The organism is Thermodesulfatator autotrophicus, assembly GCF_001642325.1.
Lineage (GTDB): Bacteria > Desulfobacterota > Thermodesulfobacteria > Thermodesulfobacteriales > Thermodesulfatatoraceae > Thermodesulfatator > Thermodesulfatator autotrophicus.
This window is the reverse complement of record NZ_LSFI01000001.1, coordinates 40,647-60,192: the sequence shown is the minus strand read 5'-3', so window position 1 is coordinate 60,192 and position 19,546 is coordinate 40,647. Positions and strand designations below refer to the sequence as shown.

The following is a 19,546-nucleotide window of genomic DNA, read 5'->3' as shown; positions in this document are numbered from 1 at the left end:
AAAATTTATGATTTTATTAAACTTTATTTTTTAACCCGAAATGGATTAATTGTCATCACCGGACAGGGGGCTGTTTTAATCACTCTTTCAGTTACGCTTCCGAGAAGGATTTTTTCAAGGCCTTTTCGGCCATGGGTAGCCATAATGATTAGACCAATTTCTTTCTCTTCCGCTACTTTTACAATTTCTTCTGGTATTTCTCCACGCCGTACTAAAGCTTCTACTGGAAAGTCTTCAAAGTGTTCTTCTACAAAAGAAGTCATTTTTTTCTGGGCTTGTTCCATTAATTCCTGTTCAAGATTATCAAGGGCGCTGTGGGGAACATAAAAGTTGGCATATTTAGCCAGTTCTTCTACCACAAAAAGCACGGTTAGCTTAGCATCTAATTTTTGGGCTAAATACTTGGCATAAGGGATAACTTTTAAAGAAGCCTCTGAAAAATCTGTAGGAAATAAAATACTTTTAATTTCTGCCATAACTCCCTCCTTGCGACCAAGAAATGTTTTATTATTCTAATTAATTTCTACCGTTTTTGCTTTTAGTTAGTCAAGTAAAACAGGAGTCAATTTTATGAAAATTATTGATCTACATACCCATTCTACTGCCTCAGATGGCACTTTAACACCTGGTGACTTGATTAAAGAAGCCAAAAAAGCCGGGCTCTCGGCCATTGCTTTAACTGACCATGACACTGTGGCCGGGCTTGCGGAAGCACAAGAAATGGCCCAAAGCCTCCAAATTGCTTTTGTACCAGGGGTAGAGATTAGTGTTAAATTTGAAGGTCCTGGGCACTGCCATCTGCTCGGGTATTTTATTGATTATGAAAATGGTGTTTTAAAAGAAACCCTTGCTTCCCTTCATGAGGCTCGGGCCAAGAGAAATATCCTCATGGTTGAAAAGCTAAAATCTTTGGGGATAGATATTTCCATAGAAGAGCTTGAAAAAATGGCCGAAGGTGGAGAAATAGGCCGTCCTCATATGGCCAAAATTCTGGTTCAAAAAGGTATAGTTAAAGACTTTGATGAGGCCTTTGAAAAATATTTAGGCAAGGGGAAACTGGCTTACGTACCCAAAGCAAGGCTTGAGGCCGAAGAGGCCATCAAGATAATTCATAAGGCAGGCGGCCTTGTTTCTCTAGCTCACCCGTATTATCTCGGTCTTGATGAAGATGCTCTTATAAGCTATGTGGCTGGACTTAAAAACAAGGGCCTTGACGCCATAGAAGCCTATTATACCGACCATGACAAAGCCTTTACCCAATTTTGCCTTGAGTTAGCTCAAAGGTTTTCCCTTTTAGTCAGTGGAGGAAGCGATTTTCACGGAACTAACAAACCTGAAATCAAATTAGGGGTGGGCAAGGGCAATTTAAGAGTTCCTATAGAGGTTTATGAAAGGCTCTTAGAGGCCTGGAAAGTCAGGGCTCAAGCCTAGCCGCTCTTTTAAGTTGTTCCAGTTCTTTGGGGCTCAAAGGTCTTATTTCGCCAGGACGAAGCCTGCCTAAAGTGAGAGGGCCAAAAGCCACCCTTTTTAAATTAATCACTGGGTGTCCTATAGAGGCAAAGATTTTTCGCACCTCTCTTTTGCGGCCTTCTCCCACCACCACTTCGTAGGTGGAAGAATTAGGTCCACGGCGTAAAAGGCGTATTTTTCGTGGATAAACTCTTCTACCTTCAACTTCTACACCCTTTTTTAAAAGCTGCTCAATGAGCTTTTCAGACGGATGGCCTTTAACCGTGGTATGATATACCCTTTTAATTTCATAGCGCGGGTGTAAAAGCCTATTAGCCAGCTCGCCATCGTTGGTCAAAAGAAGGAGCCCTTCCGTGGCGGCATCAAGCCGTCCTACAGGAAAGACCCTAACAGGCAGATGTTTAATAAATTCTTTGATGGTTTTACGGCCATGGGGATCATAAAGTGAAGTAAGATATCCTGAAGGCTTGTAAAAAAGGTAATAAACCGGTTCTTCAACCCTTACTGGCTTCCCGTCAACCTCTACTTTTTGTGAATAGGGGTCAATTTTTAGGCCTGGCTCTGATATTACCTGACCGTTAACTTTAACCCTTCCTTCTTTTATAAGTTCGTCGGCTTTACGTCTTGAGGCCACTCCTGCCCGGGAAAGAAATTTGTTAAGACGTATTTTTTGATTTTCTGACATAAACTTACTGGAGAGCGTTAAAAATTTGGCGAGCTTTTTCGCTGTCTCTTTTTATTTGGGCGGCAAGCTCTTCGGGAGAAGAGAATTTTTTTTCATCTCGTAGGCGTTCTACAAAAGAAATACAAATATTTTGGCCGTAAAGATCCCCAGAAAAATCAAAGATGTGAACTTCAGCAGATAAATAACCTTCCCCGAAAGTGGGATTGAAACCCAGATTCATTACCCCCGGCAGTTTCTGGCCATCCAAATGCACCCAAACGGCATAGACGCCTGTTTTGGGAAGGAGTTTTTCTTTAGAAAGCTTGAGGTTTGCCGTGGGAAACCCGAGTAGTTTTTGGCCCCGACCACGGCCAGGAATAACCTGACCGCAAATCTTATAAAATCTTCCAAGAAGCTTAGCTGCCAGGGCTACCTCCCCTTCAGCTATAAGTTCCCGAATAAGGGAACTTGATACCACCAGACCATTTACTTTCTGAGGAGGAACAACTGTCACGTCAAAGCCATAACGCTGCCCCAGTATCTTTAAAAGCTCCGTGTCTCCACGGCGCTTTTTGCCAAAGCGGTAGTCATAACCCACTACCAATTCTTTTATGCTTAAGCCTTTAACGAAAATATCTTCCACGAACTCTTCTGGTTCAAGGGAAGCGAGAGCCTGGTTGAACTCAAGTAAAAGCAAATAGTCAAGCCCGGCCTTTTCTATAAGTTTTATTTTTTGTTCAAGAGAGCAAATAAGTTTGATAGCCTTGTCAGGCCTTAGCACCTGTAAGGGATGCGGATGAAAGGTAACGGCTATGGCGTGGCCCTGGTGGGCCCTTGCCCTTTTTACTGTTTCGCGAAAAAGGGCCTGATGCCCCAGGTGCACCCCGTCAAAATTACCAATAGTGGCTACGGGATAAGAAACTTTAAGTGGAAGATCTTCTTTCCTTAAAATTTTCATATTTATGGGACTTCCACTTCAGCTGGGGTTAAAATTTTTCCCTGGCGAGGCTTTGGCAGATTTACCTTATGATAGCGCCAGCCCGGATGCCTTAAAACGCCACGAAAAGGAGGATTGCCCTTAATATTTCCTATTAGCCTTATAGCCTGGCGGTCAAAATCTTCCTCTATGATTATCTCGCTGCCTTCTTTTGAGTCTATTACCGGGGCAATTTCTATCATTTCAAAAAGAACCTGTTTAAGCTTGGGATGAATGGCTCTCACCGCCGCGCCTATTTGAGTGTCATCGTATTTATCAAGGTCTTCACTTAAAAAGTCAAGAAAACGCCCTTCTTTCTGTAAAACCCCGATGAACGCCGCCACATACTCCTCTGGGGGTTCCTGGGTGGCTATTTTTTTCTCAACAACCAGCTTTTCTTCGGTGATTGGCTCCTTTTTAGGGGGTTCTTCTTTTATCTTAGGTGGTGAAGACGGTTCTTTAGGCGAATAAGGCTTAATCAGCAGAAGAAGAATTAAACCGCCAAGCACGGGTGCCCCCACCATGGTACCTATAGCCCAGGAAGGCAAAACATCTTTAAAGTAATAAGCAAGGCCCCCTAGAACTGCTGCCACCAGCAGGCTTATTATGCTGATAAAAGCCTGTTCGCGCTTCATTGATATTTGCCCTCGGCAAAAGCTTTTATCATGTCCACAAAGCGGTCAAAAAGATAAACTGAGTCATGAGGGCCAGGAGCATTTTCCGGGTGGTACTGCACGCTAAAAAGCGGAAGCTCCCGATGCTTTATCCCCTCTAAGGTACCGTCGTTGAGGTTTATGTGGGAAATTTCAACCTCTTTGGGTAACTCTTCTTTTCTCACGCAAAAACCATGATTTTGGGAAGTTATTTCAATGCGTCCGGTAGCTAAGTCCTTGACGGGCTGGTTTGCTCCCCGGTGACCAAACTTAAGTTTATAAGTACTGGCCCCAAGGGCCTGGCCAATCATCTGGTGGCCAAGGCATATCCCAAAGATAGGCTTTTTGCCCAGGAGCTTTTTGGCTGTTTCTACCACATAAGGCACAGCCGCCGGGTCTCCTGGACCATTAGAAAAAAACACCCCGTCAGGTTCGTAAGAAAGGATTTCTTCAGCGGAAGTGGTGGCCGGGACTACAAGAAGCTGTAGGCCCCGTTCTTCCATTAGCCGAAGTTGATTAAATTTAAGGCCGCAATCAATTACCACCACCCGAAAACCGCCCTTTGGATCAAAAGGAAAAAAGTCTTTTACTTCGCCGTTTACCCAGCGGTAAGGCTTATTGCAGGTAACTTCTTTGACAAGATCGCGCCCCACCAGGCCTGGAGCGGCTTTTACCTTTTCAAGCAGGGAAGAGGGATTTAAGTCTTCCGTGGAAATCCCCGCTTTCATAGCGCCCGCAAGTCTTATGTGGCGCGTTATAGCACGGGTGTCAACTTGTTCTATCCCTAATACCCCCTGGCTTTTAAGCCAATCTCCCAGAGACCTCTTAGCCCGCCAGTTAGAATAAAAGGGTTGATATTCACGAACGACAAAGGCCTCCACCTGGATGCGCAGGCTTTCATTGTCTTCATCGTTTACGCCATAATTGCCGATGAGGGGATAAGTCATGGTGACGATTTGGCCGCGATACGAAGGGTCCGTAAGTATCTCCTGGTAGCCGGTCATGGCAGTGTTAAAAACTATTTCACCAAAGACTTCACCTCGCCCGGTGAAAGACTTACCCCAAAAGGTGGTCCCGTCTTCTAAAACTATGAGTGCTTTCATAGTTCCCTCCATTAGCCAGGAAGTTTTTAACACAACATTTCCGTTTTGACCAGGAGTCTGCATGGAAGACACTCCTTAGTGCAATTGACACTTAGTCTCAAAAATATTATTTTAAAAATGAATTCAAGCTAAGGAGGTTGGCTATGCCGGGTTTAGATCGTACAGGCCCATGGGGAGAAGGCCCTATGACTGGTAGAGGCCTCGGGCTTTGCACACCTGAAGGAAGGGAACTTTTAGCTAGAGGGCCGTGGGGGCGCGGTTTCGGCTGGGGCCGCGGCTGGCGTCGTGGACGTGGCTTTGGCTGGGGCCGCGGTTGGGGACGTGGCTGGTGTTGGCGTTTCTTTGGCGGTTTTGGTTGGGGCCGTGGCCGCGGGTTTGGCTGGCGTAGGTGGTTTGCGTCCCTTTCTCCTGAAGAAAGGAAAAAGCTCCTTGAGGAAGAAGCCGCTTTTTACCGTGAACAGCTAGAAGAAATAGAAAAAGAACTTAAGGAAGAAGCAAGTAAAGAATAATCCCCCTCCCTTAAGGCCGTGGGAACTGGAGTTCCCCGGCCTTTTTTTGCTAGTTTAATGCTAAAAATTTTTGAGAAAAAACTTCCCAGGCTCCGTTCTGCCCAAATAGAAATAACCACTCACTGTCAATTTCGTTGTAAGATGTGCCCTCATCACCTTTTTCATTCCCGCTGGCAAGCCAAACACATGGAACTTAAACTTTTCCAGAAGGTTCCTTTTGCCAATTTTGAATTTGTACATCTACAAGGCTGGGGAGAGCCTTTACTTCATCCTGATATTCTAAAAATGATAGATATTGTCGCCCAATACACCCGGGTAGGCCTAACTACCAACGGCTATTTCTTGGAGAAAGTTTTTGGATCCCTGGAAAATTTGGATTATCTAGCCATTTCCATTGCAAGTCCCGATGAAGAAAAACACCGCGCTATCAGGAAATGCGCCCTTAAGCCCATAATTGAAAAGGTAAAATTTATCGCCAGGCAAAGAAATCGGCCTAAACTGATATTTTCCACCATCATGATGAGAAACACTATAGAAGAACTACCTGCTTTAATTGAGCTGGCCGGAGAATGCGGAGTGGACGAAGTTATAGCCAATAACCTTGATTATATTCCTTCTGCCGATTTAGCAAAAGAGGCCTTATTTTTAGCTCCTGCTGAAGAAAAAGAAATATTTGCTGAGCACGTAGCCAAGGCCAGAGAAAAAGCCCAGGAAAAAGGAATTCTTTTTGAAGCTAAACCCATTAAAGCTGAAGAAGTTATAATTTGTGCTGAAAGGCCCCATGAATCTTGTTTGATAACTGTTTCTGGCCAGATTACCCCTTGCATTTATTTACACTTACCCACCCGAGATGAATTTTTGCCAAGATTTTTCAAAAATAAAGAAATAAATCTACCCAAAGTTTATTTCGGTGATTTAAATAAAAACTCCTTTTCAGAAGTCTGGTTTAATAGAGATTACCATTCCTTTAGAGAGCAGTATCTCAAGCGAGAAAGGGCCCTTTATGCGAGCTTACTTCTTGAGTTCCCTGAACTTCCTTCTTTTTGTAAGACTTGTTATAAGGCTTATGGCCTTTAACTTATAGACTTCGCCTGTCCCGAGCGAAGCGAGTTATCTCCGAGACTGCTTAGTCGCGCTTGCGCGCTTCTCGCAGTGACACATTAGTTAGAAATTTTACAAAAGTTTATTATAAAGATTATGAGAGCCTAACAAACAAGCCTTGAGTAATAAGGTTGACAATTAACCTTGGGGGGAGTTTTTTTAAAGATGCTTAAGGAGGGTTTATGTGTCAGGCTATAGCCCTTTGGCTTAAAGATGGACAGGAAAAAGAAATTATGAGAGACATAGTGGAAATAGAAATAAAGCCAGACGGTCTGGTGCTTAAGTCATTTTTTGAAGAACCCAAAAAGGTAGAAGGAGAAATTGTAGCAATAGATTTTTTAAAGCATAAAGTTTTTATAAAGCCTAAAGGAAAGCACCAACATGAGTAAATTTTCAGAGCAAATTGAAGAAAAACTCGCCTCGTGGGAGGAATCTCTGGCCAGCCAGGCCAAAGAGCTGGAAATATGGGCGGACAAGGCCGAAGAGGAAGGCCAGCCCAAACTTGCTGCGAAACTGCGAGAAGCGGCCTTATTAGCAGGGAGCGCTCGCTTAAAATTGGCCGAAGCCAGGGTTATAAAAGAATCTGGCTCTCTGGCTGAAGAACTGGCTTTATGTGCGGTATGTGCCTGGCGGGAGACCTGCCAGAAGCGTTTCACTCGTGATACAGGAAGCCCTTTTCGCTGCCCAGATTTTACCAGAGATGTTACTCTTAAGCCATGATAGCCAAAATAATCTACCAAGAGCTTGAAAAACTTTGTGAAGAGGCCCAGAAAGAAGGTATTTTACCTGAACAGGTAAAAAAACGCTTTCAGGTAGAACCCCCTAAAAACGAGGCCCACGGTGATTATGCCACCAATATAGCCTTGAGCTTGGCCGGCCAGGCCAAAAAAAATCCGCGTGAACTTGCGGCCTGGTTTGCCGAAAGGCTTGCCTTTCGTCAGGACCTTTTTGAAAAAGTAGAAATAGCTGGCCCGGGTTTTATCAATTTTTTTATTGCCAAAAAGTACTGGCAAAGGGTCCCCCTGGAAATAGAAAAGGCTGGTGAAAACTATGGCGCTCTTGAACTTGGCGCCCAGCGTCAAATACAGTTGGAATTCGTTTCTGCCAATCCTACCGGGCCTTTACACATTGGACATGGACGCGGAGCAGCGGTAGGTGATACTCTGGCCCGCATTCTGGCCATGGCCGGGTTTAACGTGCAAAAAGAATATTACATAAACGACGTAGGCCGGCAGATGCAGATACTCGGCCGGTCTGTCTATTTGCGCGCCAAAGAGCTTAAGGGAGAAAATATAGATTTTCCTGAAGACCACTACCGCGGCGAGTATATAAAAGACATAGCCCGGGCCCTTCTTGAAACAAAGCCCGATTTTTTTAATCTTCCTGAAGAAGAAGCCATAAATCTTGCCAAAGAATTTGCCGTAAAAGAAATACTTGATGGCATAAAAAAAGACCTGGAAGACTTTGGTGTAACTTACGACGTATGGTTTTCTGAAAAAATCCTTCATGAGGAAACCTATATTGAAAAGGCCCTTTCTTTTCTCAGGGAAAAGGGGCTTCTTTACGAAAAAGACGGGGCCATCTGGTTTAAGGCCTCTGAATTCGGTGACGAAAAAGACCGCGTAGTTATCAGAGCAAGTGGCGAGCCTACTTATTTTGCAGCGGATATTGCCTACCATTATCACAAGTTTTTGGTGCGAGGCTTTGACGAAGTTGTTGACCTCTGGGGAGCAGACCATCACGGCTACGTCCCTCGCATGAAAGCTGTTATCAAGGCTTTTGGCCTTAAAGAAGAACAGTTTAAGGTCATTCTCATTCAAATGGTGAATCTGCTTGAAGGTGGCAGACTGAAAAGCATGTCCACCCGGGCGGGAGAGTTTGTTACCCTGCGGGAATTGATAAACGAAGTAGGGAAAGACGCCACACGTTTTATCTTTCTTACCCGCCGGGCAGACTCCCCTCTTGACTTTGATGTAGAGCTTGCCAAAAAGCAAAGCCGTGAAAACCCGGTTTATTACGTGCAATATGCCCATGCCCGGCTGGCAAGCCTTTTCCGCAAAGCTGAAGAGGCTGGTATAACCCCTCCCAAGGCCAACGAAGTTGACCTAAGCCTCCTAAAATATCCTGAAGACTTTGCTATTCTTAAATTGCTTGATTATTTCCCTGACACCATAGAAGCTGCCGCTACTAAATTTGAACCTCACTTGTTGACCTTTTATCTCCTGGATTTAGCTACAGCCCTCCATGACTATTACACTAAATACCGCTTTTTAAGTGAAGATTTGGCTTACACCAGGGCTAGACTGGTACTGGCCAAAGCGGTAAAACAAGTCCTTAAAACAGGATTAAATCTTTTAGGTGTCAGTGCCCCAGAGAGGATGTAATGGCTAAGAAAACTGCTAAGAAAAAAAGGTTTCAATTCCAGTTAGGCTGGCCGGGTTTAATATTTTCTTTTGGCCTTTTGATTTGTCTGCTGGTGTGGATGTTTGTGCTGGGCTTTTATTTTGGCCAAAAGGTGGTTTCTACCAAGGTGCACTCACTTGGGGCTCCCGTGAGCGAGAAAGCCCTTTCTCACAAAAAGATAGAACCTCCACCAGTGTTTGAAGAAGTAAAACCTCCGCCACTGGTTAAAGAACCTTCTCCTGAAAGCCCTAAACCAGTTCCCCGAATGCCAGAAAAAACAGAACCTGAAAAAGCTATAACAGCCACCCCGGCTATACCTAAACCAGCAACTAAAGAAAGCTCAGCAAAAACCAAGGTTTCACCTAAAAAGCAAGAAACGGTTAAACCGCCAAAACAAAAGCCAAAAACTTTTTATGCGGTACAGGTGGCCTCGTTACGTAGTCGCGCTGATGCCGAAAAGTTTGCTTCTTATTTGCGGGATAAGGGCTATAACGTCACCATTAAAAAGGTAACACTTCCCCAAAAAGGCACCTGGTACAGGGTTTATGTAGGGCGTTTTGCCTCTCTCCAGGAAGCAAAGGTCTTTGGAGAAAAGATAAAAGCCAAAGAAAAGCTGAAAAGTTATTACATTCAAAAAATAAGTAACTCATGATTAGAAAAGCGCGTTTACAGGACGCCAGGGATATACATCGCCTGATAACTCATTTCTCTAAGACCGGCCAGGTTATTCCCAGGCCTTTAGCGGAAATCTACGAAAACATACGGGAATTTTTTGTCTTTGTTCCAGAAAGAAAAGATTTAGTGGCTGGAGCCTGCGCCCTGCATATTTGCTGGGAAGACCTGGCGGAGATTCGCTCACTGGTGGTAAGCGAAGAGTATCAAGGTGAAGGCGTGGGTATTAACCTGGTTAAGGCCTGTTTGGACGAGGCCAGGACATTGGGAGTGCCTAAAGTCTTTGTTTTAACTAATGCCCCTGCTTTTTTTCGCAAACTGGGTTTCAAAGATATTGAAAAGACAGAACTTCCCCACAAGGTTTGGGCCGATTGTGTAAAATGTCCTAAATTTCCAGAATGTGACGAAGAAGCCTTAATATTAAAGCTTAGCCAGGAAGACTTTTAGAAAATGGGATACCTGTTTTAGCGTCCCCAGCCACCTATGCCCACCAGGTTTATATAAAAAGAGTAACGCGTTTCATCTGGATTGTAATATACTCTAACAACAGCCCACCAACATTTGCTGCGGTATTCAAAAGCCATAGAAGAAGACGATAGCTCTTTTTCTTTTAAGCTATAATTGGCACTATACGCAAACCAGAAACCGCGATAAACGTTTTTGCGTAAACGTAAATTTATTTGTTTGATTTGCCTGACTTTATCCCAGCGGTAATCAAAACCTATGTTTTCACCTTTTTGATTGCGCAGGTCGGCCGAAAGATTGGCTGTAGCCCATCCCAGGCCGTAAAAGTTATAAGAAGTACTGGCCCGTATATAAATTTGCTTTAGTAAGTTTATTTCTCCTTCAGCAAAAAGATTGGAAAAAGGGCGGCGTTTATCATCAGGGCCTTCCAATTCCCTGGTAGCTTCCTCAAAATCAAAGCTCTGGTGTATCCAGATTCGTACCCAGTCAGAATAGCGAATATTTCCCTCAGAAGTTTTTTCTTTAGCAGTTACGAACTGTAGTAAGCCGTAATTTAAAACATTCATTTTGGGTAGCCGGTCCTCAGCGGTAAAAGTGGGCAGGTCATCCTGTTTTGTATGTGGCCGATAAAGATAAGCTATCTGGGGCCTCAATACATGTTTAAACCCTATCACTCCAAAGCGGTTAAAAGAGTAAATGCGGCTAATATTTAATCCGGTTTGGACCTCAAGTTCCTGGATGGTTCTTTCCAGATACTCTTCCTGGCGTTCGTCCTGCCAGTCCACCAGGTAAGACGTATGTATCAGGCGGTACGCTATTCTTAAGTCTAAAGGTTTCCAGAACGAAGGACTAAGGCTTATCTCCGGGGTTAAATCAAGCCGGTGCCCCCGAAAATCTTCTTCTCGCCACCAGTAAACATAGTTTTCTCTTAAAGAGAAATTTAAAGGCCCCAAAAACGGGGCAGTTAAACGTGAAAAATCCACACGCAGTAAGGGGTTAAGAATTTTTTCCTGCCTATCTGGAAGGGAACTATCGTAGTAAGTAGAGCTTGCCTGGAAAAAGTAATGGCCGAAGGGGTGGGTTAACCAGAGTCTATTGGTGCGGTAGAAGCTATTTTTTTCATCAAGCCCCCGGCCAAAACGGTTTAAATAAGAGGAATGGCTCTGGTCAAAACCAAGTGGCCCACCTAAAAATTCGTAAAGGAAATCTTTGTCAGATAAAATGTCTATATCAAGCCTTAAAGGCCAGCCGCGAGCTATCTCCTGGTCGAACTTTCCGGTTATCCAGTAGCGGTTTTCATTGTCCCGAATAATTCCATCAGAGTTATAGTCATCGTCTTTGAGGCGATCTTTAATGTACCTTGCCCTGAAAGTACCAAAACTTTTAGAAGTAAGAGCATAATTGCCTTCAAGGCCGGCCATAAAACCTCTTTTTCCCGTATAAAAAGAATAAAATGTCAGGTCCAAACTGTCGTTTATCGCCCAAAAATAAGGGATTTCAAGGCCGAAACCTTCCCGTGAACCTTGCACCAAACGAGGAAGCAAAAAACCGCTGTGCCGTTTAGTTTTTACCCCTATGCTCAAATAAGGGCTGTAAAAAAGGGGAAGTTTCTTAACATTGAAGGTTATATCTCTGGCTGAAGCTCGCCCTGTTGGCGATACTTTGAGTTTCCTGGCCCTAAAACTCCAGTCTGGGGAGCACTTTTTATGCTCACAAATATCACAGGTGGTTATTATTGTTTTTTGGGCAAGATAATTTTCCTGGCCCAAAACCTTTATTTTTTTAGCTAATATTTGGACTTTTGTCATTTCAAAGGCCAGAGCCTTTACCCTGCCTGGGGCTAGGTAAAGATGAACATCTTTAAATTCTCCCTTATAGCTTTCAAGGTTTAACCAGCCGTAAGAACTCTTTATGGTATCGCTATCTGTTTTAATGGTTATAGGGCCAAAAAGGGTGGCTATTTTTGAAGGAAGCTCATAAATCAGGCGGGAACAATAAACTGTGATTCTAGAGTCTTTTACAATTACATTGCCCTGAGCTATGAGCTGTTTTTTTTCTTTTAAAAAGATAAGGGTGTCCGCCGTGATATGCCACTTGTTGGCGGCCCAACCTGAGATAGGCCAAAAAAGCAAAATAAGACAAGCCAAGAACTTTTTCATAGCCAGAAATTTGAAAAGCTTTCTGGTTTTTTAGCTCAGTTTTCAAAGAAAAAAAAGACTCTATAAAAGACCTTTTTTGAGAAGAAGGGGCAAAGGGTCTAGAAGGTGTTTTTTAAACCAGTTAATACGGGCTTGCCCTAAACCCAGGGCAAGCAGTTCACTTAAATGAAAAACTGGTAGGTCTATTTGGGCTGGAGCTCGCATCTCAAGGTTCATCTGACACATGACGCAATGGGTAACCAGGCAATCTACCTGAATTCTTTGAGCCTCCATCATCATACGCCGTACAATCCCTGAAACAAAATCTGGTTTGGCTACCGAAAGATAAGTTCCACAGCATTGTTTAACGTAGCGCCAGGGAATAACCTCTGCCCCTAAGGCTGTGAGCATTTTTTCCATAAGGCCATCTTCCATGGGAGGCGGAAGCTTTGCTGGCCCGTAAAGCAAGCAGCCATAATAAGGGGCTATACGCAAGCCTGAAAGGGGTTTTCCTTTTATTTTTTTCCAGGGAAAATCTGCTAAAACTTTTACGAAATGCCTTATATCCCAGGAAGGATTGGGCTTTTGGTCAAAAAGATTAGAAAAATCTTCTGGACTTTTTCTGGCTTCAAAAAGCCCTACTCTCAGGCGGTCAAAGCAGCTGGGGCATAAGGTAAGCACCTGAGAAACATTGTCTGGTAAAGAGGCAAGCACTCGCCAGGTCAAATTACGAGCTAATTCACCGCAAAGGCTATGGGCCGAAGAGCTACCGCAGCAATTCCAATCAGGAATTTCTACCAGCTCAATTTCCCAGTAAGCTGCAATTTTAAGAAAAGCTTCTTCGGCTTCAGCCGCCAGGCCTTCAAGTGAACACCCAGGATAATAGGCAAACGTGGCTACAGAGGACATTTTTCAAAAAAAGCCCTGATTTGTTTACGCCCTTTTAGGCGAACTGGTTTTAGCTTTATCTTTGCTTTAGCAAACATTTTCAAGCCCAGCCTTACATCTTCAAAAAAGCGGCGCTCCTTTAATTTATAAGCCAGAGTAAGTTCAAATTCATTAACCCGGCCGTGGCGCTTTAAAGATAATAACATTTGCCGGTGAAATTCATAAATGCCCTTTTCCGCTACCAGCCCGGCCTTTATGGCTTCCTGCCTCAAAATGTCAAAAATTTCGGGTATTTCTATACCCATTGGGCAGGCCTGAGTACAGGCGTTACAACCCACACAAACCCAGATGGCCTTGCTATTTAAGGCCTCTTCAAACTTTTCCCATTGTAAAAGGCGCATTAATTGGTGGGGAAGATAATCCATAAGAGAAACACAGGGGCAACCGTTAGTGCAGGTTTGGCAGGTAAGACAAAACGAAAAATCCCGTTCAGCTATTTTCTCCATAAAAACCTTATATCATTTTTTGTCAAAAAAAGCAGCCGCCGAAAGAGAAACAATTGACCCTTCGCCAAAATCTACTGCTTCCTGGTGAAGGATTCTTCCTGATAATCTCTCTCCTTCAAAAATAAGGCTTAAAAGATAAAGAGGGCCAAAGCCGCAGACCTTGTAATAATCATCTCTTTCAAGCATTTCATAAATCCCATTGGCATCAAAGGCCAGGACCTTTTGTAAAAGCTTAAAGTCAAACTCTTTAGCCTTTTGTTTTTCTTTTTCAGAGGCAGGAGTAGGGTCTCCATAACGCAAACCCAAATGGCAAAAATCAACCCCTGCTACCACGTAGATATTTTCATCAATCAAAGGCCTTAGGGCCTTGACCAGTTTTTTAAAGACCTGTTGCTGGCCCTGAGGGTTAGCTACCAGAATAGGCACCAGCCAAAAGTCTTCTAACAAATACTTTAGAAAAATCACCTGAAAATCAATGGAATGTTCACTTTTGTGCGCCCATTCATGGCCGCGCAAGTCCCCATCTACCCTCTGGCTGAGCTCTGTTACAAATTCCCGGTCATATTTTACCAGCCCAAGAGGGGTTTCAAAGTCTTTGTAAGCCAGGGAAAAGGGTGTCTCTAAAAAATGGCCTGTGCCTAAGACAATAACCCTGGCTCCTTTTGGCCAGGAAAGCCCCTGGTAAGCAGCGGCAAAAGTTCTAGCACCGGCCTGTAAGTCAATATGAGGGGCAATTATTATCCGCGGGAAATAATCGCTGCGCTTTGGCCAGAGGCTTAAAATCTGGTTCAGAAAAACTTTTAGCTCTTCTGCTTCTCTGGGATAGGCCTGGCCAGCGTGAGAAGAAGGCCTTACCACCGCCTGGCTAAAATTTCTTTCAAGTTTCCGCTTTTTATCAATAAAGTAATCCGTTTCCAGGAAAAGATGCTTTTCAAGAGTGGCCAAAAAATTTTCAATCTCTTCAAGCATTACTAAACGACCAAGCTGTCGGGTAAGGATAACCTGAATATCCCTTAACGAGTGCTTTCCATCAAGGGCTAACAAAAGAGAAGCCATTTCTTTGGGAACTATTAAAGGGTTTTCACTATAAGCCAGAGGGTCTCGCAAAAGGAAGGCTTCTTTTCCTTGCCAGTTAAACGGAATTATATCAACGGCTCTTAGTTTGGGACGAAAATCAGGGCTATATTTCATGGCCACCGACATCTTCTGGTGATATCTCGGCTAGGGCCTCTTTTATTTTTTCTATAGCTTCATAAAAGTCATCATCAATTTTTCGAACTCTTATTCCGTAAGCCCGTTGTACAGCTTTGCGGACAATTTCTCCTTTAAGCAGGGCATTTGTCAAGCCTAATCGGGCATAAGTCTCATTAACCTGGTGATTTAGCTCTACCAATTTTTCCGCCCGACGGCGTCTTTCCCGGGCTGCTTCTTCCAAAGGCTCGTGCAAAAACTGGTCAATTTTAGAAACAAAAGACTCGTAAAAACTTGCCGGAAACTTTGGTTCAACCTCTTCAAGAACAAAACCAAAGGTAATAAGCGAAGGCTCTTTGAAAAAACTGATAAGGTCAAATTCTAAGGTTTGAGGCTCTTTGGCTAAAAATTCCTGAAAAAGGCGATAGGCCTGCTTTGATTTTTCTTTTACGTTGGGTGGTTTCTCGGTGTTAAATTCCAGAATATGGAGGGCCAATTCCTTAGGAGCAATAATGCCAATAATTTCCTCATAACCTAACTCTTTTAGAGCTTCCAGGCGGTGACGGCCGTCAACTACGTAGTAGCCCTCTTCACCTTCCACCACTATGATGGGATGCAAAAACCCCAGTTTTTCTATAGCCAGTTCTAGATTGCGTTTAAGGCCCTCAGAGATATCCCGCTGAAAAGACGGTATTAAGATTTCATCTACTTTGAATACAGACAAACAAAGCTCCTGTTTTTTCACCGGGTCTTTATAACGACAAAGTTCTTTCATAGCTATAGCTACCTCCTTATCCCTTCTCAAAGAAAATATAGGTCTCAGAAAAGGGACAGGCAAAAATTAGAGTAAGTAAGACTCTTTGATTATTCGCAGATAACCAGATTATCCCGGTGAATAACTTCGTCGTGGAGTCCCAGGCCTAGTTTCTGGCAAATTTCGCTAGAGTGACAGCCTTTGATTTTTTGAATCTCTTCAGAGGAAAAATTAGTTAGGCCAATAGCTACCCGCGTGCCTTTTTCATCCAGGCACTCTACGCAAGCTCCTCTAACAAAGGTGCCTCGCACCTCTTTTATTCCCGCAGGAAGCAGGCTTTTTCCTTTTTCTACTAAGGCTTTCACCGCTCCCTCGTCCAGAATAAGAGCCCCTTCAGGCCTTGGATGATAGGCTAACCAGAACTTACGAGCAGAGATCTTTTTGGCTGGCAGGAAAAAGGTGCCAACCTCTTCGCCGGCAAAAATTTTTTCAAGTATCATGGGCTCTCTCCCTGGGGCTATCACCATAGGCACTCCCAGGGAAGTAACCATCTTGGCCGCCCTGAGCTTGGAAACCATGCCTCCCCGACCCAGACGCCCGGGTTTTTTACCGGCCATTTTTTCCACAGAAGGGTCTATTTTTTCCACGATACGCACTGGCCGGGCGGAGGGGTCTTCCCGGGGGTCTTTATCATAAAGGGCGTCAATATCTGAAAGGCAGATCAAAATATCTGCCCCTATAAGTCCTGTTACCATAGCCGCTAAAAGGTCGTTGTCTCCAAATTGAATTTCTTCTACAGCTACAGTGTCGTTCTCATTTATGATGGGGATAACTCGCCAGTGTAAAAGTTTTAAAATAGTATTTCTCGCCAGGAGATAACGATGACGGTCTTCAAGGTCTGTGCGAGTAAGAAGAATTTGAGCCACTGTTTGGCCATATTGGTTGAAATATTCTTCATACGACTGAATAAGCCCTGCTTGACCCGTAGCGGCTAAAGCTTGCTTTTCCGTAAGAGTAAATGACCTTTTAGGGAAACCCAGCTTTTTACGCCCGCAGGCAATGGCTCCTGAAGAAACCAGAACCACTTCATAGCCCTGGTTAACAAAACGAGAAATTTCAGCAGAAAGATTATTTATCACCTGCCGAGAAAGACCATCTTCGCCGGTGATAACAGCACTTCCCACTTTTACCACCATGCGCTTTACACGCTCTAGATAGGTTTTTTTTTGCTCTAGTGTGTTTGTTGAATTAGCCGCCATAATCCTTCTAATAATTCTTTTATCCCTTCACCTGTTACCGCTGAAATAAGATACACTGGATAGCCCTTTTTCTCAAAATGGGCCTTCAGTTCCTCTAGTTTTTGACGCTCAGGAACAATGTCTATTTTGTTAAGGGCAATAGCTGATGGCTTTTCTAATAAGCAACGATGATAATGGGCCAGCTCTTTTTGGAGTAATTCAAAGTCTTTTAGACACTCTTCCCCTTTGGAAGCGTCTAATACGTATAAAATGGCCTTGGTGCGTTCTATATGCCGTAAAAAATCAAGACCCAGCCCTACACCTTTATGTGCCCCTTCAATTAACCCGGGAATATCTGCCACCACAAAGGAGCGCTCTTCATCGAGTTTTACCACTCCCAAATTGGGAGTAATAGTAGTGAACGGATAATCAGCAATTTTGGGCCTGGCCGCTGTTATACGCGACAGAATAGTAGATTTTCCGGCATTAGGAAGGCCTACTAAACCTACGTCAGCGATAAGTTTTAGTTCAAGAATAATCCAGCGTTCTTCGCCAGGTTCTCCAGGTTCGGCAAAACGAGGGGCCTGGCGTGTGGGAGTGGCAAAACGGGCATTTCCTCTTCCACCACGGCCTCCCCTGGCTACGACAAACCTTTCGCCGTCTTTGGTGAAATCGTATAGAATCTCTCCTGTTTCAGCATCTTTTACGACGGTGCCCACAGGAACTTTGAGAATAAGGTCCTTACCGTCACGGCCCTTCATCTTTTTGCCCATACCAGGCCGGCCATTTTCAGCACGAAAATGGGTTTGATGATAAAAATCATAAAGGGTGTGAAGCTGACTTGAGGCTTCAAGAATTACATCGCCTCCTTTACCCCCATCACCACCATCAGGGCCACCGCGCGGAACATATTTTTCTCGGCGAAAGCTCACACAACCAGCTCCGCCATCCCCTGCTTTTACATAAATTTTGGCCTGGTCAACAAATCTAGGCATAATCTGCTCCCATCTACATTACTTCTGGTTTAAAGAATAAAGAGGAAATTAAACTAGTCCAGCCGTTTGAGATAAAAGGCAAGTTTATCAAATAGTATGGTAAGGTCGGAGTTTTCTACTACTACGTTAGGCGGGTGTTTTATGCGTACAGGAGCAAAATTAAGAATGCCTTTTATTTTGTTTTCTATTAAAAGGTCAGCTACTTCTTGGGCCGCGCTAGCCGGTGTAGCAATAACTCCTATCTCTGCAGGGTGTTCTCTTAAAACCCAACTCAGTTGATTAACATGATAAATATAGACATCGTTGATAACCCGGCCTATTTTTTCTTCATCTACATCAAAAGCGGCCACGAATTTAAAGCCGCGTTTAGGTAAAAACTCATAGTTAAGAAGGGCCTGACCCAGGTGGCCAGCCCCCATGAGCACCATAAACCATTCTCTTTCTGTTCCCAAAATACGGCGTATATGCTTTAAAAGACCGGGAATAGAATAGCCAACCCCTCTTACGCCAAACTGGCCAAAATAAGAAAGATCTTTACGCAATTGAGCGGAGTTTACCCCGCACTCCCTGGCCAGTTCTTCGGAACTGATAAGGTCTCTACCTTCTTCTAATAATTTTTCAAGGGTACGGGCGTATAAGGCAAGCCTATATACTGTTATGCCAGGAATTTTGAACTCTGCCATTTTTCAATTTTCTAGCAAAGTAGTTTTAAGACGTCAAATATTTAAAAGGATCTTTTCAAAATATTCTGAGACTGGTTGAGATCGCCTCGGAGACAGTGTTGCCTCGCAACAAGGATTGCTTTGACGAGATTGTTTCGCCCCTGGCGGGGCTCACAATGACTAGCCCTCTGTCACTGTGAGGAGCGCGCAAGCGCGACGAAGCAGTCTCAGAGATATATCGCTTCGCTCGGGACAGGCGAAATAGTCTAAAGCGCGAGTAGTATCTGAGATTGCTTCGCTTCGCTCGCAATGACAGAGAAGGGGGCCCACAATTAAAACAATTAAAAAGAAGGGACTCGCAATAACATGGAAGGGACTCGTAATAACAAGTAAGGACTCAATGACAGCTCAGAAATGGTCTTCTTTTGTGCAACCATAATTGGTTCATTAATGAAAAATACTTCTGTCAAGAGAAATCAAACGCGAAGAATCGTAAGAAGAAACATCATAGTAAAGAGAAAGCTTCCCATCCTCAAGCCAGTATATCTTTTCAGCTATAGTTTTAAGAAAACTTAAATCATGCGATACAACCACTTTTGCCGCCGAGAGTTTGTTAAGAATTTTGCTAAGTCTTTCAATGTTTCTGGGGTCAAGGTCTCCTGTTGGCTCATCAAGCAGTAACACCTTGGGTTTCATAGCTAGCACTGTACCCAGAGCCACCAGGCGTTTTTCTCCGCCAGAGAGGCGATAAGTAACTCTTTCCTCAAAACCAGAAAGCCCCAGAATATCTAAAGTCTCTTTCACCAGGCCAGGAATTTTTTCCCTGGGCACCCCCAAATTAAGCGGCCCGAAAGCTATGTCTTCAGCTACCGTGGGGCAAAAAAGTTGGTCATCAGGGTCTTGAAAAACCAGGCCCACCTCTCGCCTGAGAAAACGAAAATCCTTTTCCTCTCGACATATCCTATTCTTGTAAATTATTTCACCTCGCTGAGGTTTTATAAGGCCCACTATGAGACGTAAAAGCGTGGTTTTTCCTGCCCCGTTTGGCCCCATCAGGCCTATTGTTTCTCCAGGGAAAATAGAAAAATCAAAGTCCTCAAACACCGAATGCTGGGGATAGCCAAAACACAAATTACGTATTTCTAGTAAAGCCATAGG

General features: G+C 43.9%; 22 protein-coding genes. 8 read left to right on the top strand and 14 right to left on the bottom strand.

Features of this window, described 5'->3' with window-relative positions; all coding sequences use genetic code 11:
* Window positions 1-23 precede the first annotated feature (23 nt).
* Window positions 24-476 carry a universal stress protein gene (locus tag TH606_RS00335; protein WP_068540430.1) on the bottom strand — a complete coding sequence of 151 codons (453 nt, stop codon included), beginning with the start codon at window positions 474-476 and terminating at the stop codon, window positions 24-26.
* A 94-nt stretch (window positions 477-570) separates the two neighbouring features.
* On the opposite strand from TH606_RS00335, the gene TH606_RS00330 reads away from it, so the two are divergent.
* The gene (locus TH606_RS00330; RefSeq protein WP_082863436.1) at window positions 571-1,431 is read left to right on the top strand and encodes a PHP domain-containing protein; all 861 of its coding nucleotides are present in this window, start codon (window positions 571-573) and stop codon (window positions 1,429-1,431) included.
* Here the strand turns inward: TH606_RS00330 and TH606_RS00325 are convergent.
* From TH606_RS00325 to carA, 4 genes are read right to left on the bottom strand one after another with little or no spacing between them, the layout of a single operon-like run.
* Window positions 1,415-2,155 (bottom strand): pseudouridine synthase, encoded by a 741-nt coding sequence (locus TH606_RS00325; protein WP_068540428.1) that lies wholly within the window; start codon window positions 2,153-2,155, stop codon window positions 1,415-1,417. The two genes, TH606_RS00330 and TH606_RS00325, sit on opposite strands and share 17 nt — an antisense overlap.
* Window positions 2,156-2,159: 4 nt before the next feature.
* Window positions 2,160-3,092 (bottom strand): bifunctional riboflavin kinase/FAD synthetase, encoded by a 933-nt coding sequence (locus tag TH606_RS00320; RefSeq protein WP_068540426.1) that lies wholly within the window; start codon window positions 3,090-3,092, stop codon window positions 2,160-2,162.
* A 2-nt stretch (window positions 3,093-3,094) separates the two neighbouring features.
* Window positions 3,095-3,745, bottom strand: a complete 651-nt coding sequence (locus tag TH606_RS00315; protein ID WP_068540425.1) for a DUF2760 domain-containing protein — start codon at window positions 3,743-3,745, stop codon at window positions 3,095-3,097.
* Window positions 3,742-4,866: a glutamine-hydrolyzing carbamoyl-phosphate synthase small subunit gene (gene carA, locus TH606_RS00310; RefSeq protein ID WP_068540478.1), complete on the bottom strand. Its 1,125-nt coding sequence runs from the start codon at window positions 4,864-4,866 to the stop codon at window positions 3,742-3,744. The genes TH606_RS00315 and carA overlap by 4 nt, the downstream gene beginning before the upstream one ends.
* Window positions 4,867-5,009: 143 nt before the next feature.
* Between carA and TH606_RS00305 the strand changes: the two genes are divergently transcribed.
* The 7 genes from TH606_RS00305 to TH606_RS00275 all read left to right on the top strand — a co-directional run bounded on the left by TH606_RS00305 (window position 5,010) and on the right by TH606_RS00275 (window position 9,998).
* Window positions 5,010-5,375: a DUF5320 domain-containing protein gene (locus TH606_RS00305; RefSeq protein ID WP_068540423.1), complete on the top strand. Its 366-nt coding sequence runs from the start codon at window positions 5,010-5,012 to the stop codon at window positions 5,373-5,375.
* 57 nt (window positions 5,376-5,432) lie between these two features.
* Window positions 5,433-6,452, top strand: a complete 1,020-nt coding sequence (locus TH606_RS00300; protein ID WP_068540476.1) for a radical SAM/SPASM domain-containing protein — start codon at window positions 5,433-5,435, stop codon at window positions 6,450-6,452.
* A gap of 206 nt (window positions 6,453-6,658) precedes the next feature.
* A complete protein-coding gene (locus tag TH606_RS00295) occupies window positions 6,659-6,865 on the top strand; it encodes a CooT family nickel-binding protein (RefSeq protein WP_068540419.1) in 207 nt (68 codons plus the stop codon).
* On the top strand, window positions 6,858-7,196 hold the full coding sequence (locus TH606_RS00290; RefSeq protein ID WP_068540417.1) for a hypothetical protein: 339 nt from the start codon (window positions 6,858-6,860) through the stop codon (window positions 7,194-7,196). The genes TH606_RS00295 and TH606_RS00290 overlap by 8 nt, the downstream gene beginning before the upstream one ends.
* Window positions 7,193-8,860, top strand: a complete 1,668-nt coding sequence (argS, locus tag TH606_RS00285) for an arginine--tRNA ligase (RefSeq protein WP_068540416.1) — start codon at window positions 7,193-7,195, stop codon at window positions 8,858-8,860. Before TH606_RS00290 ends, argS begins: the two co-directional genes overlap by 4 nt.
* A complete protein-coding gene (locus TH606_RS00280) occupies window positions 8,860-9,531 on the top strand; it encodes an SPOR domain-containing protein (RefSeq protein ID WP_068540414.1) in 672 nt (223 codons plus the stop codon). The genes argS and TH606_RS00280 overlap by 1 nt, the downstream gene beginning before the upstream one ends.
* Entirely contained in the window at window positions 9,528-9,998 is a 471-nt protein-coding gene (locus TH606_RS00275; RefSeq protein WP_068540412.1) for an N-acetyltransferase, read from the top strand. Before TH606_RS00280 ends, TH606_RS00275 begins: the two co-directional genes overlap by 4 nt.
* A 17-nt stretch (window positions 9,999-10,015) precedes the next feature.
* Here TH606_RS00275 and TH606_RS00270 read toward each other — a convergent pair whose 3' ends face one another.
* The 9 genes from TH606_RS00270 to TH606_RS00230 form a co-directional block, all read right to left on the bottom strand.
* On the bottom strand, window positions 10,016-12,175 hold the full coding sequence (locus TH606_RS00270; protein WP_068540411.1) for an LPS-assembly protein LptD: 2,160 nt from the start codon (window positions 12,173-12,175) through the stop codon (window positions 10,016-10,018).
* 60 nt (window positions 12,176-12,235) lie between these two features.
* Complete coding sequence (locus tag TH606_RS00265; RefSeq protein ID WP_068540409.1) at window positions 12,236-13,063, bottom strand: heterodisulfide reductase-related iron-sulfur binding cluster; 828 nt, start codon at window positions 13,061-13,063, stop codon at window positions 12,236-12,238.
* Window positions 13,051-13,548: a 4Fe-4S dicluster domain-containing protein gene (locus TH606_RS00260; RefSeq protein WP_068540407.1), complete on the bottom strand. Its 498-nt coding sequence runs from the start codon at window positions 13,546-13,548 to the stop codon at window positions 13,051-13,053. The genes TH606_RS00265 and TH606_RS00260 overlap by 13 nt, the downstream gene beginning before the upstream one ends.
* Before the next feature lie 12 nt (window positions 13,549-13,560).
* Entirely contained in the window at window positions 13,561-14,739 is a 1,179-nt protein-coding gene (amrB, locus tag TH606_RS00255) for an AmmeMemoRadiSam system protein B (RefSeq protein WP_231887712.1), read from the bottom strand.
* Window positions 14,729-15,514, bottom strand: coding sequence for a ParB/RepB/Spo0J family partition protein (locus tag TH606_RS00250; protein ID WP_068540403.1), 786 nt, complete (start codon window positions 15,512-15,514; stop codon window positions 14,729-14,731). The genes amrB and TH606_RS00250 overlap by 11 nt, the downstream gene beginning before the upstream one ends.
* A gap of 89 nt (window positions 15,515-15,603) precedes the next feature.
* Window positions 15,604-16,752: a glutamate 5-kinase gene (gene proB / locus TH606_RS00245; protein WP_068540401.1), complete on the bottom strand. Its 1,149-nt coding sequence runs from the start codon at window positions 16,750-16,752 to the stop codon at window positions 15,604-15,606.
* Complete coding sequence (gene obgE / locus TH606_RS00240) at window positions 16,725-17,726, bottom strand: GTPase ObgE (RefSeq protein WP_068540399.1); 1,002 nt, start codon at window positions 17,724-17,726, stop codon at window positions 16,725-16,727. Before obgE ends, proB begins: the two co-directional genes overlap by 28 nt.
* Window positions 17,727-17,779: 53 nt before the next feature.
* Entirely contained in the window at window positions 17,780-18,409 is a 630-nt protein-coding gene (locus tag TH606_RS00235) for a redox-sensing transcriptional repressor Rex (protein ID WP_068540397.1), read from the bottom strand.
* A 426-nt stretch (window positions 18,410-18,835) separates the two neighbouring features.
* Window positions 18,836-19,543 (bottom strand): energy-coupling factor ABC transporter ATP-binding protein, encoded by a 708-nt coding sequence (locus TH606_RS00230; RefSeq protein WP_068540395.1) that lies wholly within the window; start codon window positions 19,541-19,543, stop codon window positions 18,836-18,838.
* Between the last annotated feature and the right edge of the window lie 3 nt (window positions 19,544-19,546).

Bases quoted from the DNA above. Each gene is read 5' to 3' on its own strand.
- TH606_RS00335 (WP_068540430.1), bottom strand. From the start codon at position 476: ATGGCAGAAATTAAAAGTATTTTATTTCCTACAGATTTTTCAGAGGCT.
- TH606_RS00330 (WP_082863436.1), top strand. From the start codon at position 571: ATGAAAATTATTGATCTACATACCCATTCTACTGCCTCAGATGGCACT.
- TH606_RS00325 (WP_068540428.1), bottom strand. From the start codon at position 2,155: ATGTCAGAAAATCAAAAAATACGTCTTAACAAATTTCTTTCCCGGGCA.
- TH606_RS00320 (WP_068540426.1), bottom strand. From the start codon at position 3,092: ATGAAAATTTTAAGGAAAGAAGATCTTCCACTTAAAGTTTCTTATCCC.
- TH606_RS00315 (WP_068540425.1), bottom strand. From the start codon at position 3,745: ATGAAGCGCGAACAGGCTTTTATCAGCATAATAAGCCTGCTGGTGGCA.
- carA (WP_068540478.1), bottom strand. From the start codon at position 4,866: ATGAAAGCACTCATAGTTTTAGAAGACGGGACCACCTTTTGGGGTAAG.
- TH606_RS00305 (WP_068540423.1), top strand. From the start codon at position 5,010: ATGCCGGGTTTAGATCGTACAGGCCCATGGGGAGAAGGCCCTATGACT.
- TH606_RS00300 (WP_068540476.1), top strand. From the start codon at position 5,433: ATGCTAAAAATTTTTGAGAAAAAACTTCCCAGGCTCCGTTCTGCCCAA.
- TH606_RS00295 (WP_068540419.1), top strand. From the start codon at position 6,659: ATGTGTCAGGCTATAGCCCTTTGGCTTAAAGATGGACAGGAAAAAGAA.
- TH606_RS00290 (WP_068540417.1), top strand. From the start codon at position 6,858: ATGAGTAAATTTTCAGAGCAAATTGAAGAAAAACTCGCCTCGTGGGAG.
- argS (WP_068540416.1), top strand. From the start codon at position 7,193: ATGATAGCCAAAATAATCTACCAAGAGCTTGAAAAACTTTGTGAAGAG.
- TH606_RS00280 (WP_068540414.1), top strand. From the start codon at position 8,860: ATGGCTAAGAAAACTGCTAAGAAAAAAAGGTTTCAATTCCAGTTAGGC.
- TH606_RS00275 (WP_068540412.1), top strand. From the start codon at position 9,528: ATGATTAGAAAAGCGCGTTTACAGGACGCCAGGGATATACATCGCCTG.
- TH606_RS00270 (WP_068540411.1), bottom strand. From the start codon at position 12,175: ATGAAAAAGTTCTTGGCTTGTCTTATTTTGCTTTTTTGGCCTATCTCA.
- TH606_RS00265 (WP_068540409.1), bottom strand. From the start codon at position 13,063: ATGTCCTCTGTAGCCACGTTTGCCTATTATCCTGGGTGTTCACTTGAA.
- TH606_RS00260 (WP_068540407.1), bottom strand. From the start codon at position 13,548: ATGGAGAAAATAGCTGAACGGGATTTTTCGTTTTGTCTTACCTGCCAA.
- amrB (WP_231887712.1), bottom strand. From the start codon at position 14,739: ATGAAATATAGCCCTGATTTTCGTCCCAAACTAAGAGCCGTTGATATA.
- TH606_RS00250 (WP_068540403.1), bottom strand. From the start codon at position 15,514: ATGAAAGAACTTTGTCGTTATAAAGACCCGGTGAAAAAACAGGAGCTT.
- proB (WP_068540401.1), bottom strand. From the start codon at position 16,752: ATGGCGGCTAATTCAACAAACACACTAGAGCAAAAAAAAACCTATCTA.
- obgE (WP_068540399.1), bottom strand. From the start codon at position 17,726: ATGCCTAGATTTGTTGACCAGGCCAAAATTTATGTAAAAGCAGGGGAT.
- TH606_RS00235 (WP_068540397.1), bottom strand. From the start codon at position 18,409: ATGGCAGAGTTCAAAATTCCTGGCATAACAGTATATAGGCTTGCCTTA.
- TH606_RS00230 (WP_068540395.1), bottom strand. From the start codon at position 19,543: ATGGCTTTACTAGAAATACGTAATTTGTGTTTTGGCTATCCCCAGCAT.